Annotated in this window: 16 protein-coding genes and 4 tRNA genes; 18 read left to right on the top strand and 2 right to left on the bottom strand. The window is 46.7% G+C overall.

Annotated elements, in window-relative coordinates:
• The first annotated feature begins 104 nt into the window (after positions 1-104).
• Positions 105-1,238 carry a formylglycine-generating enzyme family protein gene (locus tag ACZ5QV_RS11890; RefSeq protein WP_464600005.1) on the top strand — a complete coding sequence of 378 codons (1,134 nt, stop codon included), beginning with the start codon at positions 105-107 and terminating at the stop codon, positions 1,236-1,238.
• Between the two features lie 272 nt (positions 1,239-1,510).
• Here the strand turns inward: ACZ5QV_RS11890 and ACZ5QV_RS11895 are convergent, their stop codons facing one another.
• Positions 1,511-2,056, bottom strand: coding sequence for a hypothetical protein (locus tag ACZ5QV_RS11895; RefSeq protein ID WP_464600006.1), 546 nt, complete (start codon positions 2,054-2,056; stop codon positions 1,511-1,513).
• A gap of 141 nt (positions 2,057-2,197) precedes the next feature.
• On the opposite strand from ACZ5QV_RS11895, the gene ACZ5QV_RS11900 reads away from it, so the two are divergent.
• The 17 genes from ACZ5QV_RS11900 (at position 2,198) to ACZ5QV_RS11980 (ending at position 15,401) form a co-directional block, all read left to right on the top strand.
• Complete coding sequence (locus tag ACZ5QV_RS11900; protein ID WP_464600007.1) at positions 2,198-2,566, top strand: hypothetical protein; 369 nt, start codon at positions 2,198-2,200, stop codon at positions 2,564-2,566.
• A 447-nt stretch (positions 2,567-3,013) separates the two neighbouring features.
• Positions 3,014-3,586 (top strand): hypothetical protein, encoded by a 573-nt coding sequence (locus tag ACZ5QV_RS11905; RefSeq protein WP_464600008.1) that lies wholly within the window; start codon positions 3,014-3,016, stop codon positions 3,584-3,586.
• A 475-nt stretch (positions 3,587-4,061) separates the two neighbouring features.
• Positions 4,062-4,682, top strand: coding sequence for a DUF106 domain-containing protein (locus tag ACZ5QV_RS11910; RefSeq protein ID WP_464600009.1), 621 nt, complete (start codon positions 4,062-4,064; stop codon positions 4,680-4,682).
• On the top strand, positions 4,682-5,221 hold the full coding sequence (gene cmk / locus ACZ5QV_RS11915; protein ID WP_464600010.1) for a (d)CMP kinase: 540 nt from the start codon (positions 4,682-4,684) through the stop codon (positions 5,219-5,221). Before ACZ5QV_RS11910 ends, cmk begins: the two co-directional genes overlap by 1 nt.
• A gap of 478 nt (positions 5,222-5,699) precedes the next feature.
• Positions 5,700-6,725: an RNA-guided pseudouridylation complex pseudouridine synthase subunit Cbf5 gene (locus ACZ5QV_RS11920; protein WP_464600011.1), complete on the top strand. Its 1,026-nt coding sequence runs from the start codon at positions 5,700-5,702 to the stop codon at positions 6,723-6,725.
• A gap of 84 nt (positions 6,726-6,809) precedes the next feature.
• Positions 6,810-6,892: transfer RNA gene (locus ACZ5QV_RS11925), tRNA-Ser, on the top strand.
• Between the two features lie 367 nt (positions 6,893-7,259).
• Complete coding sequence (locus ACZ5QV_RS11930) at positions 7,260-7,715, top strand: 30S ribosomal protein S13 (protein WP_464600012.1); 456 nt, start codon at positions 7,260-7,262, stop codon at positions 7,713-7,715.
• Positions 7,716-7,737: 22 nt separating this feature from the next.
• The gene (locus ACZ5QV_RS11935; protein WP_464600013.1) at positions 7,738-8,403 is read left to right on the top strand and encodes a 30S ribosomal protein S4; all 666 of its coding nucleotides are present in this window, start codon (positions 7,738-7,740) and stop codon (positions 8,401-8,403) included.
• Positions 8,404-8,405: 2 nt separating this feature from the next.
• Positions 8,406-8,786, top strand: coding sequence for a 30S ribosomal protein S11 (locus ACZ5QV_RS11940; RefSeq protein ID WP_464600014.1), 381 nt, complete (start codon positions 8,406-8,408; stop codon positions 8,784-8,786).
• A gap of 87 nt (positions 8,787-8,873) precedes the next feature.
• Positions 8,874-9,674 carry a DNA-directed RNA polymerase subunit D gene (locus ACZ5QV_RS11945; protein ID WP_464600015.1) on the top strand — a complete coding sequence of 267 codons (801 nt, stop codon included), beginning with the start codon at positions 8,874-8,876 and terminating at the stop codon, positions 9,672-9,674.
• Between the two features lie 322 nt (positions 9,675-9,996).
• Positions 9,997-10,081: transfer RNA gene (locus ACZ5QV_RS11950), tRNA-Leu, on the top strand.
• Between the two features lie 99 nt (positions 10,082-10,180).
• Positions 10,181-10,265 (top strand) — tRNA-Leu (locus ACZ5QV_RS11955).
• A 99-nt stretch (positions 10,266-10,364) separates the two neighbouring features.
• Positions 10,365-10,449, top strand: a tRNA-Leu gene (locus ACZ5QV_RS11960).
• 481 nt (positions 10,450-10,930) lie between these two features.
• A complete protein-coding gene (locus ACZ5QV_RS11965; protein WP_464600016.1) occupies positions 10,931-11,599 on the top strand; it encodes an acyltransferase in 669 nt (222 codons plus the stop codon).
• A 103-nt stretch (positions 11,600-11,702) separates the two neighbouring features.
• Positions 11,703-12,785 carry a DegT/DnrJ/EryC1/StrS family aminotransferase gene (locus ACZ5QV_RS11970; protein WP_464600017.1) on the top strand — a complete coding sequence of 361 codons (1,083 nt, stop codon included), beginning with the start codon at positions 11,703-11,705 and terminating at the stop codon, positions 12,783-12,785.
• A 149-nt stretch (positions 12,786-12,934) separates the two neighbouring features.
• Positions 12,935-13,867 carry a UDP-N-acetylglucosamine 3-dehydrogenase gene (locus ACZ5QV_RS11975; protein WP_464600018.1) on the top strand — a complete coding sequence of 311 codons (933 nt, stop codon included), beginning with the start codon at positions 12,935-12,937 and terminating at the stop codon, positions 13,865-13,867.
• 100 nt (positions 13,868-13,967) lie between these two features.
• The gene (locus ACZ5QV_RS11980) at positions 13,968-15,401 is read left to right on the top strand and encodes a nucleotide sugar dehydrogenase (RefSeq protein ID WP_464600019.1); all 1,434 of its coding nucleotides are present in this window, start codon (positions 13,968-13,970) and stop codon (positions 15,399-15,401) included.
• A gap of 57 nt (positions 15,402-15,458) precedes the next feature.
• Here ACZ5QV_RS11980 and ACZ5QV_RS11985 read toward each other — a convergent pair whose 3' ends face one another.
• On the bottom strand, positions 15,459-16,940 hold the full coding sequence (locus tag ACZ5QV_RS11985; protein WP_464600020.1) for a flippase: 1,482 nt from the start codon (positions 16,938-16,940) through the stop codon (positions 15,459-15,461).
• Between the last annotated feature and the right edge of the window lie 3 nt (positions 16,941-16,943).

Here is a 16,943-nt window from a genome sequence, read left to right on the forward strand (position 1 = left end):
TTGGAGAACTTCAAAACCGTGATGAAGATGAAAAGCTTCTGCTGGAAGAAAAAGAACACCTCAGAAGGCTGAGAAAACAGAGAGAAGAGCGAATAAAAGAAGAAATGCAGGAGCTTAATGCACAAACTGAAAATAATGCTCCGATCCGGACTTTCCCTTCCCCCGCCGAAAACCCGGATAATGTTTCAAAAAACAAAGCATCCGGAAAAAAAGCAGGAAAAGTTTTGCTGCTTGTCGCCTTCTTCTGCTTCCTGTTATACGGAGGCTGGCCCCTGACGCAGGGAGATTCTCCTTATCCACCGATCTCATTTGGGGATGCAGAAGAGCTTGGCAGTGAATCTCTCTCTGGAGCGGAGGAACTGGCGGTCTCTGTTCCTCTAATGTCCTCTGTTCAGGAGGAACCTGTTCAGGACAATGAAAAAACCCGGGTGGCCTCGGAGTCTCCGCAGGAAACGACCCTTAGGTCGTCCCCCGAGTCTTCTCCGGAAAAGGTGCAGAGGGGAAGCCTTACAGCTCCTCCGGCCCCTTCTGAAAATTTCACAAATTCCGTGGAAATGGAGTTTGTACTTATCCCGGCAGGGGAGTTTTTAATGGGCTCTCCCGAAACTGAAACCGACAGGCAGCAGGATGAAAGCCCCCTACACAGGGTGCAAATTGAAAATTCATTCTACCTGGGGAAATATGAGGTCAGCCTGGAAGAGTGGCAGAAAGTCATGGAGACGGAGACTTCCTCTTCCGGAGAACCTGGACTTCCCGCAACAAACATCTCCTGGGAAGAGGCCCGGGTCTTCGTAAGCAAACTCAATGTGCTGGAAGGCACGGACAGATACCGCCTGCCCTCGGAGGCCGAGTGGGAATACGCCTGCAGGGCTAAAAGCACGGCAAAGTTCTCTTTCGGAGATGACAACTCCAAACTTTCCGAATACGCCTGGTGGAAAGAAAACTCCGATATAAGGACCCCTTCCCCGCACCCGGCAGGTCTGAAAAAAGCAAATTCGTGGGGTCTCTACGATATGCACGGCAATGCCTGGGAATGGGTAGAGGACTCCTGGTACGCTGATTACAGCGAGGCCTCTTCGGACGGCAGGGCCCGGGAAAACGAAGACAGTTTTTACCGAATAGCCCGGGGGGGAAGCCTGAAAAGCTCCTCTTCAAGCTGCCGGGTCGCAAACCGGGCCTGGTTCAGTTCGGATGTCCACAATTCTGATATGGGCTTCCGGGTTTTGATGGAGGTCTGAGGCTTTCCGGCTTCCTTTATTTTTTCATTTTTTCCGGGAAAACCAGGCCCGTTTTGAAGTTTTCGTTTTAAGGGATTTCGGCCGCCGATTTTGGATCGGATTCAAATTAAACGGGGCTGGGTTTCCGGGCGAAGCCCGGGCGGGGCAGGAGAATGATGATGAAAAAGATTCGGAGACAATTTGACAGATGGCCGTTTTATTGTTTTTCTAATGATTTTGTGGTGGCTCCGGTCTGTTTCTCGAAAAAAAATCAGAATTCAGGCCTCGTTTTTTTATTTTTGATTTCCATGTAAAACGTCTGCAAAGTAGGCCTCTTCAATATAGTTGCACAGTTCCAGCACCCGTGTCTGATGCGTTTCCTCAAGTTTACGGAACGGGTCCTCGTAAAGAGCATCCAGCATTTTATTGATGTTCTCAAGGTGATTCAGGGCCTTTTCATCCTTTACCTTTTTCTTCAGGACTTCCACGGTTACCTTGACGGAAAATGCTTCCTCGTTTACGCACTGGGCCCGGAGTTCGTTCAGGGTTCTGGCAATGTCAAGGGCGGCGAGTTCTCCTTCCCTCCGTTCACCCCCTTTTTCGGCCTCCATTTTCATTATCTCGATTTTTGCCCCGGCCATCTTTGCTTCGTTGTCGATCTGCTGATAGCCGGTGGCGTCTTCTCGTTTGATTGATTTTAGCTGGCGGAGAAGTTCGAGGCCTTCGCGGGCCTCTTCCATGTCGGATTTGAGCTCGGCTGCGTCTTCGGCCTCAGAACTTCTGTCCCCTATGATTACGGAATCTGTTATGGTTATTGACTTCCCGGACTTTATGTTCATGTAAACCTCATTATATTTTTATTGCACTTATATCTGGGCCTTTTCAAATTAAAACAAAATTTTTATATAATATCATACAGAAACACTTCCCATCATTATCCAAAGAGTAATACGCTGCCCGAAGTCGAGAGGTAAATAAGATTGGACTCTCAAATTGAGATTAAGCGTGGAACCGAGTTCTACCAGGGTTTTATACGCTTAAAGATGTCTGTTTCCAACAAAGATCCTTCTGTAATAACAGACGTCACTCTCGACTTTCTTTTTGAAGATGACATCCTCCGGATAGACCATTACGAACCGCTTTTCGAGATACGGAACGGCAAAATCCTGCTGAGCAACATAAGCGGGGGCACGTCCAAATCCATAGCCGTTAATTTTGATCCCCTTATGTGCACAAGGGGCGCTGAGATAAACTGCCAGGTAACTTTCAAGGACGCCCATGGAAAGCTCAGCTCTGTTTTTATGGAGCCAAAACTTATCAGCGTGGTCTATAAAAGACAGCTGATCTGAAGCGTTTAATACAATATGCATCCATGTGTCTTCGGTTAAGTGAGGAATCGTGATGAATTCCCTCCATCTTCGCAACAATATACCAGAATTTGCTTTGATTGAGGGATGGAACAAGATGTCGATTTTATGTATGTTATCAGATATGATGAGCTAATTTCGGTTCCAAAATCGATAGCATACAGGTAAGAAAATTCCTTAATCGATGACCAACGAAATCATTAACAACCTTGGTTCCCAAATTTTAAGCGCATATCAGCATCTTTATAAATGTATGATCTTAATATATTCCGATTTTGATATTTGGCCTAATGAATTATGTGCTTAACTTTAAACACCTAATTCGACATCAAGAGACGTTTATGCGTATAAAAATACGGAATTCTGGTTAACAATAATTTGCATTTATCATTTTATTTATATTTTATGCAATTAAGGAAGGGAATTAATGTGAGATGTTCTGAAGTTGTTGTTGTTGTTGTTTCAATATTTATTGTTTCATTTTTTGCAACGCCATGTTCTGCGGTATTTATAGATGTGCCTCTATCTGAAAACAATTCTTTAGATAATTGGATTCCCTGGAATGAGCCAGCTTCTGATGGCGGTCGGATTATCACAACTGCTGAACTGCAGGAAATTATCTACTACTGGTTGAACGAGATGGCCACTCCTGAAACTGGATCTAATGAACCTGTCATCCCTGAACCGGAATCTGCCCCACAGGCAAATATTAATGTAATCGTTTTCAATCAGAGTTCTATAAAGCTCATGCACCTTGGTGGAGATACTATTATATTAAATGATAATTCGACAACAGTGCTTAGGCTAACACGTGAAGATGGGGCTTCCTTTGAGCTTGATGCAATCGTTTGTACTGATCCTTTCGATGTAGGAACTGAAATGATTCTCCCTCTTATGAATGGAAATTTTGCCGTAAAAATGAATGTCGGAGAAATTGTGAATTTCCAAATGATTGATGTTAAAACAAATCAGCTTATCGTTGACAAAGATTTGAGGTTCTAAAGTTTTCCTGAAAGACGAAAACCCCTGTGTCTTTAGCTCATGGGTAATTCATTCCATCCCATTACCCTCCTGGTTCTGAATCTTCAAAGAACCATCTACGAGATAGTATTGCGATTCCAAATCATTACCATAAATTTGGACTTTGAAATCGACCTACAGGTTAACGCAAAGAACCACGGATGGCCACGGATAAACATGGATTGAAGGCATCCGTGTCCATCTGTGTTTATCCGTGGTTTATTCTCTTATTTTGGAATCGATATAATAGGTTCTCACAGGGAAAGTTCCTCCAAATAGTATACCTTATATATAGACCGAAACTTATTAACCTGAAAAAACCTGTGAAATCATCTAAATACGGCACTTTTACCGGGCCGGCTTACAACTTTACGTTTATCAATATCAACTATCAGGGCTTCATTCTTTTCAAAAGGACTTAAAATAACGTTTATCAAACTCAAATGGTGAGGTAATCTTGCTTTCAGAGGACTTAAAACAGAACATTGACCGTATTCTGCTGGCCGTCGGTTTTTCCCTGATGATAGGGATTATGATTCTCGGCCAGGAATTCCGCACGGCTGTGGGAAATACCGTGGGAATTTTGATGGACCCCATAGCCGCATTTGTGGGGCCTGAAAATTTCCATATAATCCTGCTCGTGATGGCGGCCATTACCGCAATCTACGCTTCGCTTATCCAGAAGTACGCTATCGACTGGGACCTTATGAGGGGTACTCAGGAACGCATGAAGTCGTTCCAGAAAGAATACAGGGAGGCCCAGCTTTCCCAGAACACCTACATGCTCAAGAAGCTTGAGGACCAGCGCAAGGAGATGATGGACGACCAGATGAAGATGTCCAAGCAGCAGTTCAAGCCCATGGCTTACATCAGTATCCTCTCCCTCCCGCTTTTCATGTGGATGTATCACTATATCAGCGGGCACGGAGCCGCAACCATGGTGTTTCCCTTCTGGGGAATACAGCTGCTCACGGACAAGGCTTTCGGACCCTTCCAGTACTGGCTCTTCTGGTACTTCATCTCCTCTCTCGGAGTAAGTCAGCTCGTGAGAAAGGCGCTGAATATCGGTGGGGTCTGATGCTGTTAACAATAAGCGGACTTCCGGGGAGTGGGACAACGACAATTTCCCGCCTCCTCTCCGAACATTACCGAGTTGAAGTGATCTCCTCGGGCGAAATCTTCAGGCGGCTTGCAAAGGAGAGGGGAGTTAGCCTTTCCGAATTCGGGGTCATGGCCGAAGCCGACCCGGCCATTGACCTGGAAATCGACCGGAACCAGAAGGAAATCGTGCACAGTTACGATAACATCATTCTGGAAAGCCGACTTTCGGGCCACATGGCCGACGGGGTGCCCAACGTCATCAAAGTCTGTATAAAGGCCCCGAGGCTTCTCAGGGTCAAAAGGATACAGAAACGGGAAAGGATCTCCTCTTTTGATGAAGTGCTTGAAAAAACCGTGGAAAGGGAAAAATCCGAAAACCTCAGGTATAAGAAATACTACGATATTGATATCGAAGACCTCTCCATCTATGACCTTGTCATAGATTCCTCAAAATGGAACCCCTACCAGACCCTGAACATTCTTAAAGTCGCAATCGATTCCTTCGGCGGGTTTTGAACGGGCGAGCAGAGGGTGTTCCTTCACCCACCTGCATCCATATCGATATCCGTATTTTTATAGTCATATAGAAATTCTTTAACAGATGTCAAGCGAAGATTCGGACCCCGGAAGGACACGGAAACCGGCCTTTAGCACCCGAGTTTCGCTTCGGCACCCGAGTTCCGCTTCGGCACCCGAGTTCCGCTTCGGGAGCACGGTGTCCTTTTCGGGAGCTACGCCCCCTCAAGAGGACTAAACAACACCAGAACAACCTTAATTATCGTCTTCAGGCCGTTCTTTTTCCGTGTATTCCGTGTGTTCCGTGGTTTGAATTCACCCACAAAATATTGGGCAATTCCCAAACTGAATATCTGAAGTTATATTTTTACCATCCCTAAAAGAAAAATCAACGATTTTTCCGATCTCGAAGCTGAACTCGGGATTTAACGCTTTTTACGACGATAAACATATATTGTAAACGGAGTTTTTGAGTACCATGTCAAAGTCACCTGGCAAATTGCCGGCCGAAGCAGAGAGGAAACTGGTCAAAAAGGCCAGAGCCTGGACCGACCCCGCATACGGTTGTCTCCCGGAAAAACGCCCAATCAGGGAATATATCGAAAAGGGAGTCGTAAACCTCGACAAACCCAAAGGCCCCACGAGCCATGAGGTTGCGGCCTGGGTCAAGCAGATCCTTAACGTGAACCGGGCGGGCCATGCCGGGTCTCTCGACCCGAAGGTAGCCGGGCTTTTGCCGACTCTCCTTGGGAAAGCCACAAAGGCCGTCCCCGCCCTCCGGCTTTCCGGAAAAGAATACATCTGCCTCCTGAGATTGCACAGGAAAATACCTGAAAAGGAAATCCGGCAGGTCTGCAGGGAATTTACGGGCCCCATCCACCAGATGCCCCCCATCGTCTCCGCGGTCAAGCGAGCGCTGCGGGTCCGGACAATTTACTACATTGAGGTGCTTGAAATAGAGGATACATCCGTCCTTCTCAGGGTGGGCTGTGAGGCTGGCACCTATATCCGGAAACTCTGCCACGACATGGGGCTGGCCCTCGGCTGCGGGGGGCACATGCAGGAACTCAGGCGGACAAAAGCCGGGCCCTTTACGGAAGAGGGCATGATTACCCTGCAGGACCTTAAAGACGCTTACGTTTTCTGGCAGGAGGACGGAGACGAAGCCGAACTCCGGCGGATGGTCATGCCCATGGAACGTGCAATCTCCCACCTCCCGAAAATAATCCTGCGGGACAGCGCAATAGATGCCGTATGTTCGGGAGCGTCCCTTGCGGTGCCGGGAATTGTGAGCCTGGACGCCGCCCTTAAAAAAGGAGTACTTGCAGGGATCTTTAGCATGAAAGGAGAAGCTGTTGCCCTTGCAAAGGCCGAGATGAGTACGGAAATGATACTGGGCGCCTCATCAGGCATAGCTGCGACCCCCATAAGGATCTTCATGGAAACAGGAGTATATCCGAAGGGCTGGACTAAATCCGAGCTAAAGTCATCAGCTTTACCTTGAAAATTCCTTTCTTCTCTTCTATTTTTAGGGTAAAGTATATATACGAGCTTTTCGTTATGGGATAGGTCGAGCCATGAGCGGTGGGCCGAGGTAGTCTAGTGGTAGGGCGCAAGCCTGGAAAGCTTGTGGGGCTTAGCCCCTCGGGAGTTCAAATCTCCCCCTCGGCGTTAAATATTTTCTCAATAATTTCTGTTCTTTTAATTTTGTCAATTTGTTTTCTATTCAGATCCGTTTTTTACTCTGATCTCAACCCGGGGCCACTTTTCTGGTTTTTCTGTATTAGCCTTTGTAGCGTCCTTTTTTGAGCCATTCGTATGTGAAAATCGCCTCCGGTGACGTTTGCAGATAAGATTATATACTGGAAGTGGCATGTATTGGCATTCACAGAAGGATACTCAATTTATGAGAATCCAGCTTCAATGAGTATCAAGAAGCTCCGTTTGTGAGCTGCTCCTGAGTTTTTTACCAGACCATGGTTTCCGGTTATTCACTCAGGGGCTACAGGATGTTACTTGCTACTTTAGGAGGAAGTATATGGCCGAAGAACACAATGAAGAACTGAGGCATCTTGTTCGTATCATGAATACCGACCTGCAAGGTGCAAAGCCTGTGCAATATGCCCTTACCGGACTTCCCGGTGTAGGGAGACGCACAGCAAGGATAGTTGCAAAGAGCGCAGAAGTAAACCCCAATGCAGTACTTGGGTATCTGCCTGATGAGGACGTGTCAAAACTTGACGCTGCAATCGGGAACTTTGAAAACATCATGCCAATCTGGATGCTGAACAGGCAGAAAGATCCCGTCACAGGGAATAACATTCATCTGCTGGGCACAGATATCATCCTGACTTTCAGGGAAGATATCAACAACCTCAAGAAGGTCCGTGCTTACAGAGGTCTCAGGCACGAACGTGGCCTGAAGGTCAGAGGACAGAGGACTAAATCCACAGGTCGCCGCGGATCAACCGTTGGTGTGAGCAGGAAGAAATAATTCCCGGTTGAGGTGACATAATATGGCATATCCAGGTAAAAAGAAGAAAAGTTACGAAACTCCAAGGCACCCCTGGCAGGAAACCAGGATGGCTAATGAAGTTGTTCTTATCAAAGCATACGGGCTCAGGAACAAAAGAGAAGTATGGAAAGCCGCCAGTATGCTGAGGGTGTACAGGTCCGAAGCCAGGAATCTGCTCGCAAAGGTTGCAGAAGGCCAGCTTGAAGGGCACCTGAGTACCCAGGCTGATGAGATCCTTACAAAGCTCATTCGCTACGGGATTCTCAAATCAGACGCGGGAATTGATGGTATCCTTTCATTAAAGACCGAAAACATCCTGGAAAGGAGACTTCAGACCCAGGTCATGAGGCTCGGTCTTTCAAGAACCGTTCTCCAGGCCCGGCAGTTCATCACTCACGGGCACATTGCGGTGAGCGGAAGAAAAGCAACCATCCCCGGAATGCTTATCACAAAAGAAGATGAGATGAACATCGAGTATTACGGTCCGTCTCCCCTATCCACCGAATCTCACCCTGAGAGACCTGCTCAGATAGCAACTGTGCTTGCGGACAGTGGCACCACATTGAAGGCCGTTTCCGAAGCAAAGGCTAAAGCTGCAGACAGTCGCAGGCCCGACAGAGGTAGAGGAAGAGGAAAAGGTAAAGGCAAAGGTAAAGGGAGGAGATAAGCATGGCTGAAATGAAATGGGCTGTCGCTCACATCAAGTCCTCGTTTAACAATACGCATATCACAGTAACGGACATCACCGGGGCTGAAACAATCGCGAAGTCTTCCGGTGGAATGGTCGTCAAGGCTGCAAGGGACGAGAATTCTCCCTACACCGCCATGCAGATGGCTTCCCAGCTCGCAGACCAGCTCCAGGACAAGGGCATTAATGGAATCCACATAAGGGTAAGAGCCCCTGGTGGAAACAAGCAGAGAAGTCCTGGCCCCGGAGCTCAGGCTGCTATCAGGGCGTTTGCAAGGGCCGGCATCAGGATTGGCCGAATTGAAGACGTAACCCCTGTGCCCCACGATGGGACCCGTCCTAAGGGCGGAAGGCGTGTATAAGGACTAAGTCTAATTACAGTAGTACAGAAGAATGTAAAGCCCCGATTCATCGGGGCTTTTAAAACTAATCAAGGGAAATTAAGGTATATGACGATGGAAGTAGACATTCTGGAGTTATCGGATAGGTCTGCAAAGTTCGTGCTGTCCAATGTCCGCACGGCATTTGCAAACAGCATTCGGCGGGCAATGATCGCCGACGTTCCTACTCTTGCTATCGAATACGCGAACATTTACGACAACACATCCGTAATCTATGACGAACAGCTGGCTCTCCGTCTCTCCTTAATCCCACTTATTACGGATATTGAGTCGTACGTGCCGCAGGCCGAGTGCACCATCTGTGGAGGGGAAGGCTGTCCCGTTTGTGAGGTTTCCCTCACCCTTAGTGCGGAAGGCCCGAGGATGGTTCTTTCCGGAGACATGGTCTCTTCGGACCCGCAGATCCGGCCCGCAGATGTCAACATCCCTATAGTTGATCTGAAAAAGGGACAGAAGCTCGTCCTTGAAGCCATTGCCCACATGGGCTACGGCCGAGACAGCGTCAAATGGCAGGCCGGGGTTGCATGTGGTTACAAAAACATGCCGATCGTCACCATCGATAAATGTGATGCCTGTGGAAAGTGTGCGGCCGAGTGTCCCAAAGGTATTATCCATATTGAAGAAAATGGGGCCGTGGTCTCGGAAGAGGACATTATCAAGTGCACCATCTGCAGACTCTGTGAGAGGGCATGTGAAATCAACGCAATCAAAGTAAGTCACAACGAAAGCGCTTTTGTCTTCACCATGGAGTCCGATGGCTCCTACTCAGCCAGGGATCTCGTCTTCAATGCCGCAGAAGTGTTAAAAGGAAAAGCCGAAGAACTGGTTGGAATTCTCGACCAGCTCTGAAGCCCTTCTTTCGTTTTTTGTTTACGTAGAGGCCCAGAGTGGGAGGGTCTTCCTCTTTCATCTAAAGGAAGACCTGGGGCCAATTCCTTAACCTATTTTTGCAGCTCTTTTATTTTGATTCTGGAACATTTCTCCAGGAGAAAAACTGTGATTTTTCGGAACTCGTGCAAAATTATTGATGCGGGCCGATGGGTTTTGATTTTTCCCTATTAACATCTAAATAAAATCCATGTGGTTAAATCTGTTCACTCGAAATGTTTATATATATCTGATGCTATTCAAGGGAGTACAGCGCGCCACTGCAATGAGATAAAATCGATACGCGAGGGTTGCCCAGCCAGGTCAAAGGCGCTAGGTTGAGGGCCTAGTCTTGTAGGAGTCCGTGGGTTCGAATCCCACCTCTCGCACTAAATTTTTCTCTTAAAGTATCAATCTTTCAATTATGCAGACCTTTTAAAGTATTTCCAGTATTATCAATTAAGTTATATCGGTATTTATCTCGGTAAGCGAGGGTTGCCCAGCCAGGTCAAAGGCGCTAGGTTGAGGGCCTAGTCTTGTAGGAGTCCGTGGGTTCGAATCCCACCTCTCGCACTAAACTTTTTTGTTAATGTATCAATCTTTCAATTATGCAGATCTTTTAAAATATTTGTAGTGTTATTAATTCAGTTGTATCGGTATTTATTTCGATGAGCGAGGGTTGCCCAGCCAGGTCAAAGGCGCTAGGTTGAGGGCCTAGTCTTGTAGGAGTCCGTGGGTTCGAATCCCACCTCTCGCACTAAACTTTTCTCTTAAAGTATCAATCTTTCAATAATGTAGATCTTTTAATCTTTTTTTCCGTATTATTAATTGAGTTGTATCGGTATTTATCTATGTGAGCAAGGGTTGGGCAGTGTCCCGGATTTGCTGTAAATATTCCCCCTAATTTTTATGTACTGTCTGTGTTTTGGGTATCCTGATGTGGAATTCTTTTTTCAACTATTTTTTAAGATTTGTGATTTCACAGAAAATTCGGGACACTACCTTCTATGAAGTTCTCGAAAAATTGAATAAACTTTATATCAAAAGACGGGAATTTTTAACCGTCCGAAGTGGGGGAAAATAAACCGTCGTTGACAGTCGAAAAATTTGGTTAAAAACTAAATAGTTGCTCAGCGTATAAACCTTAACTTTTACTAATTTAAAATATTATTATCTATATATAATGGCATTTTTCCCCTTAAAGCAAGGAGCTTCCTGCCTGATGGGTCGTGAATTAGATGGTACCGAACAGTAGCAAAATTGACAAATCTTCCAAAATTTATGGCGCTTCCGTGATTGGTGAAAATTCAGTAGTTCTGGAAAACGTAATACTTGGCTATCCTGAACACGGGATCCTGATGAAAATAATAGAACAAAACATGGAAATCGAGGATTTTGAGTTTCCGGGGTGTAGCATAGGGGCCGGTTCTATCATAAGGCCAAATACCACAATTTTTTCTAATGTAATAACTGGAAAAAAATTTAAAACCGGACATAATGTAATGATCCGGGAAAATACAACTATCGGAAACAATGTGCTAATCGGGACCAACGTAATTATCGACGGAAACGTCACGATAGGGAACAACGTCAGCATCCAGGGCAATGTTTACATCCCGACAAATGTTGTGATTGAAGACAACGTCTTCATCGGGCCCTGCGCCGTTTTAACCAATGACAAATACCCGATCAGAAAAGGGTACGAGCTCAAAGGCCCGGTTTTAAGGAAAGGTGCATCCATCGGAGCAAACGCGACCATCCTGCCGGCTGTTGAGATCGGGGAAGGGGCGATGGTTGCGGGAGGAGCTCTTGTTACCAGAGACGTGCCCGCCTGGAAACTGGCTCTTGGAACGCCTGCCAGAATTCAGGATCTGCCTGAAGCCCTGAAACGGTTAAATACTATCTAAAATAATGTGGGTGCGGGTATTTTTCGGATATTTAGTGAACCAGATCTTTTAAACAATATGATTCAGCGCTTATCATTAGCAAAAAAGAGGCTTTGAGATCATAATGATTCCTATAGCAAAACCACAGCTTAATCAGGAAGAAATTGATGCCGTTACGGAAGTCCTGCGCTCAGGCATGATCGCCCAGGGTCCCGGAGTGGAAGAGTTCGAACGCGCTTTTGCGGAATATACGGGTTCGGAATACGCAGTTGCCGTAAACTCGGGCACCGCTGCTCTCCACACCGCCCTTCTAGCTCATGGAATCGGAAAGGGAGACGAGGTTATCACAAGCCCTTTCAGTTTCATCGCAACCGGGAACAGCATCCTCTACACCGGGGCAAAACCGGTTTTTGCGGATATTGAAGCGGACACGTACAACATAGACCCTGCGGATATTCAGGAAAAAATCAGTCCGAAGACCAGGGCAATCCTGCCGGTCCATCTCTACGGCCACCCCGCTGAAATGAAGGCTATCCTGGAACTTGCCGAAGACCACGGGCTTGCCCTGATAGAAGATGCCTGTCAGGCTCACGGGGCTTCTTATTTTGGAACGAAAGTGGGGGCTTTTGGGACAGGAACCTTCAGTTTTTACCCGACGAAAAACATGACGACCGGAGAAGGCGGAATGCTTACAACAGGGGACAAAGAGGTCGCGGAAAGAGCAAGGATGATCCGGGCCCACGGCTCAAAAGAGCGCTACCTGCACGAGATGGTCGGGTACAACCTGCGCATGACTGATATAGCTGCGGCAATCGGGCTTGTGCAGCTTAAAAAACTGTACGGCTTTAACGCGGCCAGGCAAAAGAATGCAAAGATTCTTTTCGAAGGCCTGAAAGACGTTGATGGCATAATACTTCCGATCGAGCGGGAAGGGTGTTCCCATGTCTTCCACCAGTACACGATCCGGGCTGAAAAACGAGATGAACTGGCAGCTTTCCTGAGGGAGCGCGAAATAGGGTCCGGGATACACTATCCCATACCAATCCATACCCAGCCCCTCTACAGGGAACTCGGGTATAAAGATAGTCTGCCCGTCTCCGAAACGGCGGCAGAAGAAGTCATCTCCCTGCCTGTACATCCGGGAGTATCCGAAGCCGATCTGGATAAGATTATAGCTGCCATCAAAGATTTTTACGCTAACGACTGACAATAGTCAGTAACCAAAAATCTTAAACTAATTTCAAACGAAAATTTAAACCACAGAAGTTTAGTCCGCTTGAGCGAGCAAAGCGAGCGAAACGGACCCCGTGCTCCCGAAACGGAACTCGGGAAGTGAAACTCGGGTAGTTGATAAATTTGATAAGGGTAGGAGTAGTAGGGACCGGGGCCATGGGCAAAAACCATGTCCGAATTTACAGTGAAATGGAAGGAGTGGAACTTGCAGGGATCTCGGACGTTGACCGGGAAAGGGTGGAGGCAATGGCTGCCGAATACGGTACAAATCCCTTTACGGACTATAAGGCAATGTTTGCCGAAGGGCTCGATGCGGTCAGTATTGTAGTGCCCACCAAACTGCATAAACAGGTGGTGCTCGATGCTCTCGAAGCAGGCCTGCACGTGCTCGTGGAAAAACCAATCGCCGATACGATTGAAAATGCGGAACTGATGATCGAAGCCGCGAAAAAGGCAGGAAAGGTCCTGATGGTCGGGCATATCGAGCGCTTTAACCCGGCGGTTATAAAACTCAAGGAAATTATTGACGAGGGCCTTTTAGGGAAAATTGTTTCCATATCAACGCGCAGGGTCGGCCCTTACAACCCGAGAATCAGGGATGTTGGTGTGATCCTGGACATCGGGGTTCATGACATTGATATCATATCCTACCTCTACGGCAGGAAGGTAAACAGCGTTTATGCAATCGCAGGGGCTGACATTCATTCCTTCGAGGACCATGCCTCAATCATCCTCCGCCTGGACCACGAGTTCGCAGGGGTTGTGGAGACGAACTGGCTGACTCCCCACAAGGTTAGAAAACTCACTGCAATAGGAGTAAAGGGCGTGGCTTACCTGGACTACATCGACCAGACTGTGGAACTCCACGACAGTGACTGGGTCCGGAAAGCCAAGGTGGAAAAGAGCGAACCTCTTATGAATGAACTGAAACATTTCATAAACTGCGCGGCTGAAGGAAAAGAACCGGGCACCACCGGGGAAGAAGGCAAACATGCCCTTGAGGCTGCAATGGCTGCAATCCGCTCTTATGAAGAAGAAAGGTTAATTGAAATCTAAATTTCATAATTAACTTTTAATGTCAGCAGGGTTTTATTACAATCTAATAAAACCCCTTAAGTAACATCCTGAAAAATTGTTTCAAAAAAGTGTGGTATGTATGAGCAAATTAGAAACACTCCTTGAAGAATGGGGCCCGATAAAAAAAATAGGAGTCCTGGGCATGGGATACGTGGGAATCCCGGCGGCGGTCCTGTTTGCGGACGCTGACTGTTTTGAGAAGGTACTGGGGTTCCAGCGCGACTCAAAGACTTCCGGCTACAAAATAGATATGTTGAACCGCGGGGAAAGCCCGCTTAAAGGGGAAGAGCCGGATCTTGAAGAACTGATTGGAAAGGTTGTGAAGGCAGGCAGGTTTGAGTGCACTTCCGATTTCTCAAGGATCTCGGAACTTGATGCCGTAACTCTTGCAATCCAGACCCCCTTTGCGGACCCGAAGGACCTGATCCCTGACTTCAGTGCCCTTATCGCCGGCATCCGAAACGTCGGGAAGTATCTAAAACCCGGAATGCTTGTGGTCCTTGAGTCAACCATTACCCCCGGCACAACGACAGGCATGGCAAAACAGATCCTTGAGGAAGAGTCCGGCCTGAAGGCGGGAGAGGACTTTGCCCTGGCCCACGCGCCTGAGCGGGTCATGGTGGGCAGGCTCCTCCGAAACATAAGAGAACACGACCGGATCGTTGGAGGAATTGACGAGACCAGCACGAAGCGGGCGCTTGAACTTTATTCTCCTGTACTCACGAAGGGAAAGCCTATCCCCATGTCCGCAACTGCGGCCGAGGTTACGAAGACTGCGGAAAACACTTTCAGAGATTTGCAGATTGCTGCGATCAACCAGCTTGCCCTTTACTGCGAGGCCATGGGCATTAATGTGTATGATGTCAGGGACGGGGTGGCCAGTTTAAAGGGTGAAGGGATTACGAGAGCCATCCTCTGGCCCGGGGCCGGCGTTGGTGGGCACTGCCTGACAAAGGATACCTACCACCTGGAAAGAGGTGTGAAAATTGGTGAGGGTGAACTGGATTATCCCGAAGGTGCGGATTCGATCTATGTGCTTGCGCGGAAGGTCAATGATTTTATGCCGGTGCATATGTACAATTTGACTGTTGCTGCGCTTGAAAGAGCTGGAAAGAAAATGGAAGGGTCGAAAATTGCGATGCTCGGCTGGGCTTTTATAAATGACTCGGATGATGCGAGGAACACGCCTTCTGAACCATTCAGGGATCTCTGTCTTGAGGCCGGGGCCGAGGTTTCCGTGCATGACCCTTATGTTGTGAATTATCCGGGTGTTGAGATTTCGGAGGATCTGGAAGAGGTTGTCCGGGGTGCGGATGCTGTTGTGATCTTTGCGGGGCATACGGTTTACTTTGATTTGAAGGCTGAACGGTTGAAGGAGCTTTGTGGGAAGGATAAGCCGGTTATTGTGGACGGGAGAAACGTTGTTGTGCCTGATGAATTTATAGAGGAAGGTTTTGTGTATAAGGGAATTGGAAGAGGGGATCAAAATGGGCATGAGGTAAAAGAGGATTAAAATACTCTTCTGTTCTCTTTTTTTATTTGATTTGATTTTTGGAATGTAAAATATTTTTTACCCTACAAATTTAGGCCACGAGACTCCAATTTGTTCTAATATGGTTTTAATTTCTTTCTGGATTTCATAATCCAGTTTTAGGAGAAGTAGCATGTACACAGTCCCCCCTATTACTACAGGTATAAGGGCTTGCCATATACTGGATATAGAAAGCACTGATCGATAAACCCCCACAAAGAGTCCCATAAAAAGAGAAGAAATTACTATGTTCCTGATGGATTGAGTTTGGATTCTCACATCAATGATTCGGTGCAGTACTCTGTAGGCAAGCACAGAATTCAGAATCATGGTAAAGAGTGTTGCAAGAGCTGCCCCAAGTATTCCCATAAGCGGGATTAAAAATACATCCAGTACGATATTTGCAGACGCTGCAACTGCAGTAACTTTAAAAGATTCCTTTGGATGATTCATGCCGTTGAGGTACATGGTTTGTAAGAACATGAATACATTTACAAGCTGTACTGCAAGCAACACATAGAGAGTTACTGCTCCTTTTGCGAATTCTTGACCATAAAATACATAGAGGAGTTTATCTCCAAATATAAGCCCTCCTACCAGAACCGGGATTGCCAAAAGTAAAGAATATGTAAAAGCTTTTGTAAGGGCATTTTCTGCCAGGTTCAATTTTTGATTTGCACTCCAGTTGCTTACTTTTGGATAAAGAACTGTTTTAATTGCAATTGTTGAAAAGCCAGCTATGGAAGTGAACTGGAAAGCAACTCGGTAGATTCCTACATCGGCAGTTTCAAGAAAATGTCCAATTATTAAAGTGTCTGCATACCTGTATACCAGGCTCCCACTTGAAGCCAAAAAGGTCCAGAATGAGAACGAGAATAAACTTTTTAAATGGGCCTTTTTGAATCCTACGATTCGCAGATCCAGAAAGTGGAACCCTACAAGAGTCCCTGCGATCATTCCAAAAACAAATCCTCCTGCAAGACCTGCTGCTCCGAATCCAAGAAAAACCGCAGCCACCTGAATAATTATTTTTCCTATACTGTTTAAAAATCCGCAGGTTTGATTAATTCCTACTTTTCCTGATCCATAGTTTCCATTTGAGACATTGCTCCAGAAAATCCCGATTATAAGAGCTGCGATCAGCCAGTTGAACATACCAGAAATATCGATCTCCTCAAGATAGGGCTTTAAGAGCAACAGGATCCCTACAGAAACAAAAAGCATTAGAAAACGGAGGGCGATCAGAGCAGAAAAATATTCATTTTTCTCGTTACCTTCACTGATGCGTTTGATTGCTGCTCCCCCAAAGCCCCCATCTATCACAAGGTTAAAGATATTAAAATATGCCAGAAACAGGAAATAGACTCCCAATACAGAAGCTCCAATAGAATGAGCGAAGTACATGGTGCTTGCAAAGCCAATTAAAGTTAGAGCTATTGTTGTGGACAGCGTTACGATGCTCTGGCGTCTTAGAGTTTCGATTTGCATAATCCTGGTGAAGAATGAACCAATGCTAATCATTTT

Source organism: Methanosarcina baltica, assembly GCF_055394095.1.

What these genes read in the sequence shown, in the direction of transcription:
- ACZ5QV_RS11890 (WP_464600005.1), top strand. Translation starts at nt 105, where the DNA reads ATGCAGGAGCTTAATGCACAAACTGAAAATAATGCTCCGATCCGGACT.
- ACZ5QV_RS11895 (WP_464600006.1), bottom strand. Translation starts at nt 2,056, where the DNA reads ATGAACATAAAGTCCGGGAAGTCAATAACCATAACAGATTCCGTAATC.
- cmk (WP_464600010.1), top strand. Translation starts at nt 4,682, where the DNA reads ATGCTGTTAACAATAAGCGGACTTCCGGGGAGTGGGACAACGACAATT.
- ACZ5QV_RS11920 (WP_464600011.1), top strand. Translation starts at nt 5,700, where the DNA reads ATGTCAAAGTCACCTGGCAAATTGCCGGCCGAAGCAGAGAGGAAACTG.
- ACZ5QV_RS11930 (WP_464600012.1), top strand. Translation starts at nt 7,260, where the DNA reads ATGGCCGAAGAACACAATGAAGAACTGAGGCATCTTGTTCGTATCATG.
- ACZ5QV_RS11935 (WP_464600013.1), top strand. Translation starts at nt 7,738, where the DNA reads ATGGCATATCCAGGTAAAAAGAAGAAAAGTTACGAAACTCCAAGGCAC.
- ACZ5QV_RS11940 (WP_464600014.1), top strand. Translation starts at nt 8,406, where the DNA reads ATGGCTGAAATGAAATGGGCTGTCGCTCACATCAAGTCCTCGTTTAAC.
- ACZ5QV_RS11945 (WP_464600015.1), top strand. Translation starts at nt 8,874, where the DNA reads ATGACGATGGAAGTAGACATTCTGGAGTTATCGGATAGGTCTGCAAAG.
- ACZ5QV_RS11965 (WP_464600016.1), top strand. Translation starts at nt 10,931, where the DNA reads ATGGTACCGAACAGTAGCAAAATTGACAAATCTTCCAAAATTTATGGC.
- ACZ5QV_RS11970 (WP_464600017.1), top strand. Translation starts at nt 11,703, where the DNA reads ATGATTCCTATAGCAAAACCACAGCTTAATCAGGAAGAAATTGATGCC.
- ACZ5QV_RS11980 (WP_464600019.1), top strand. Translation starts at nt 13,968, where the DNA reads ATGAGCAAATTAGAAACACTCCTTGAAGAATGGGGCCCGATAAAAAAA.
- ACZ5QV_RS11985 (WP_464600020.1), bottom strand. Translation starts at nt 16,940, where the DNA reads ATGATTAGCATTGGTTCATTCTTCACCAGGATTATGCAAATCGAAACT.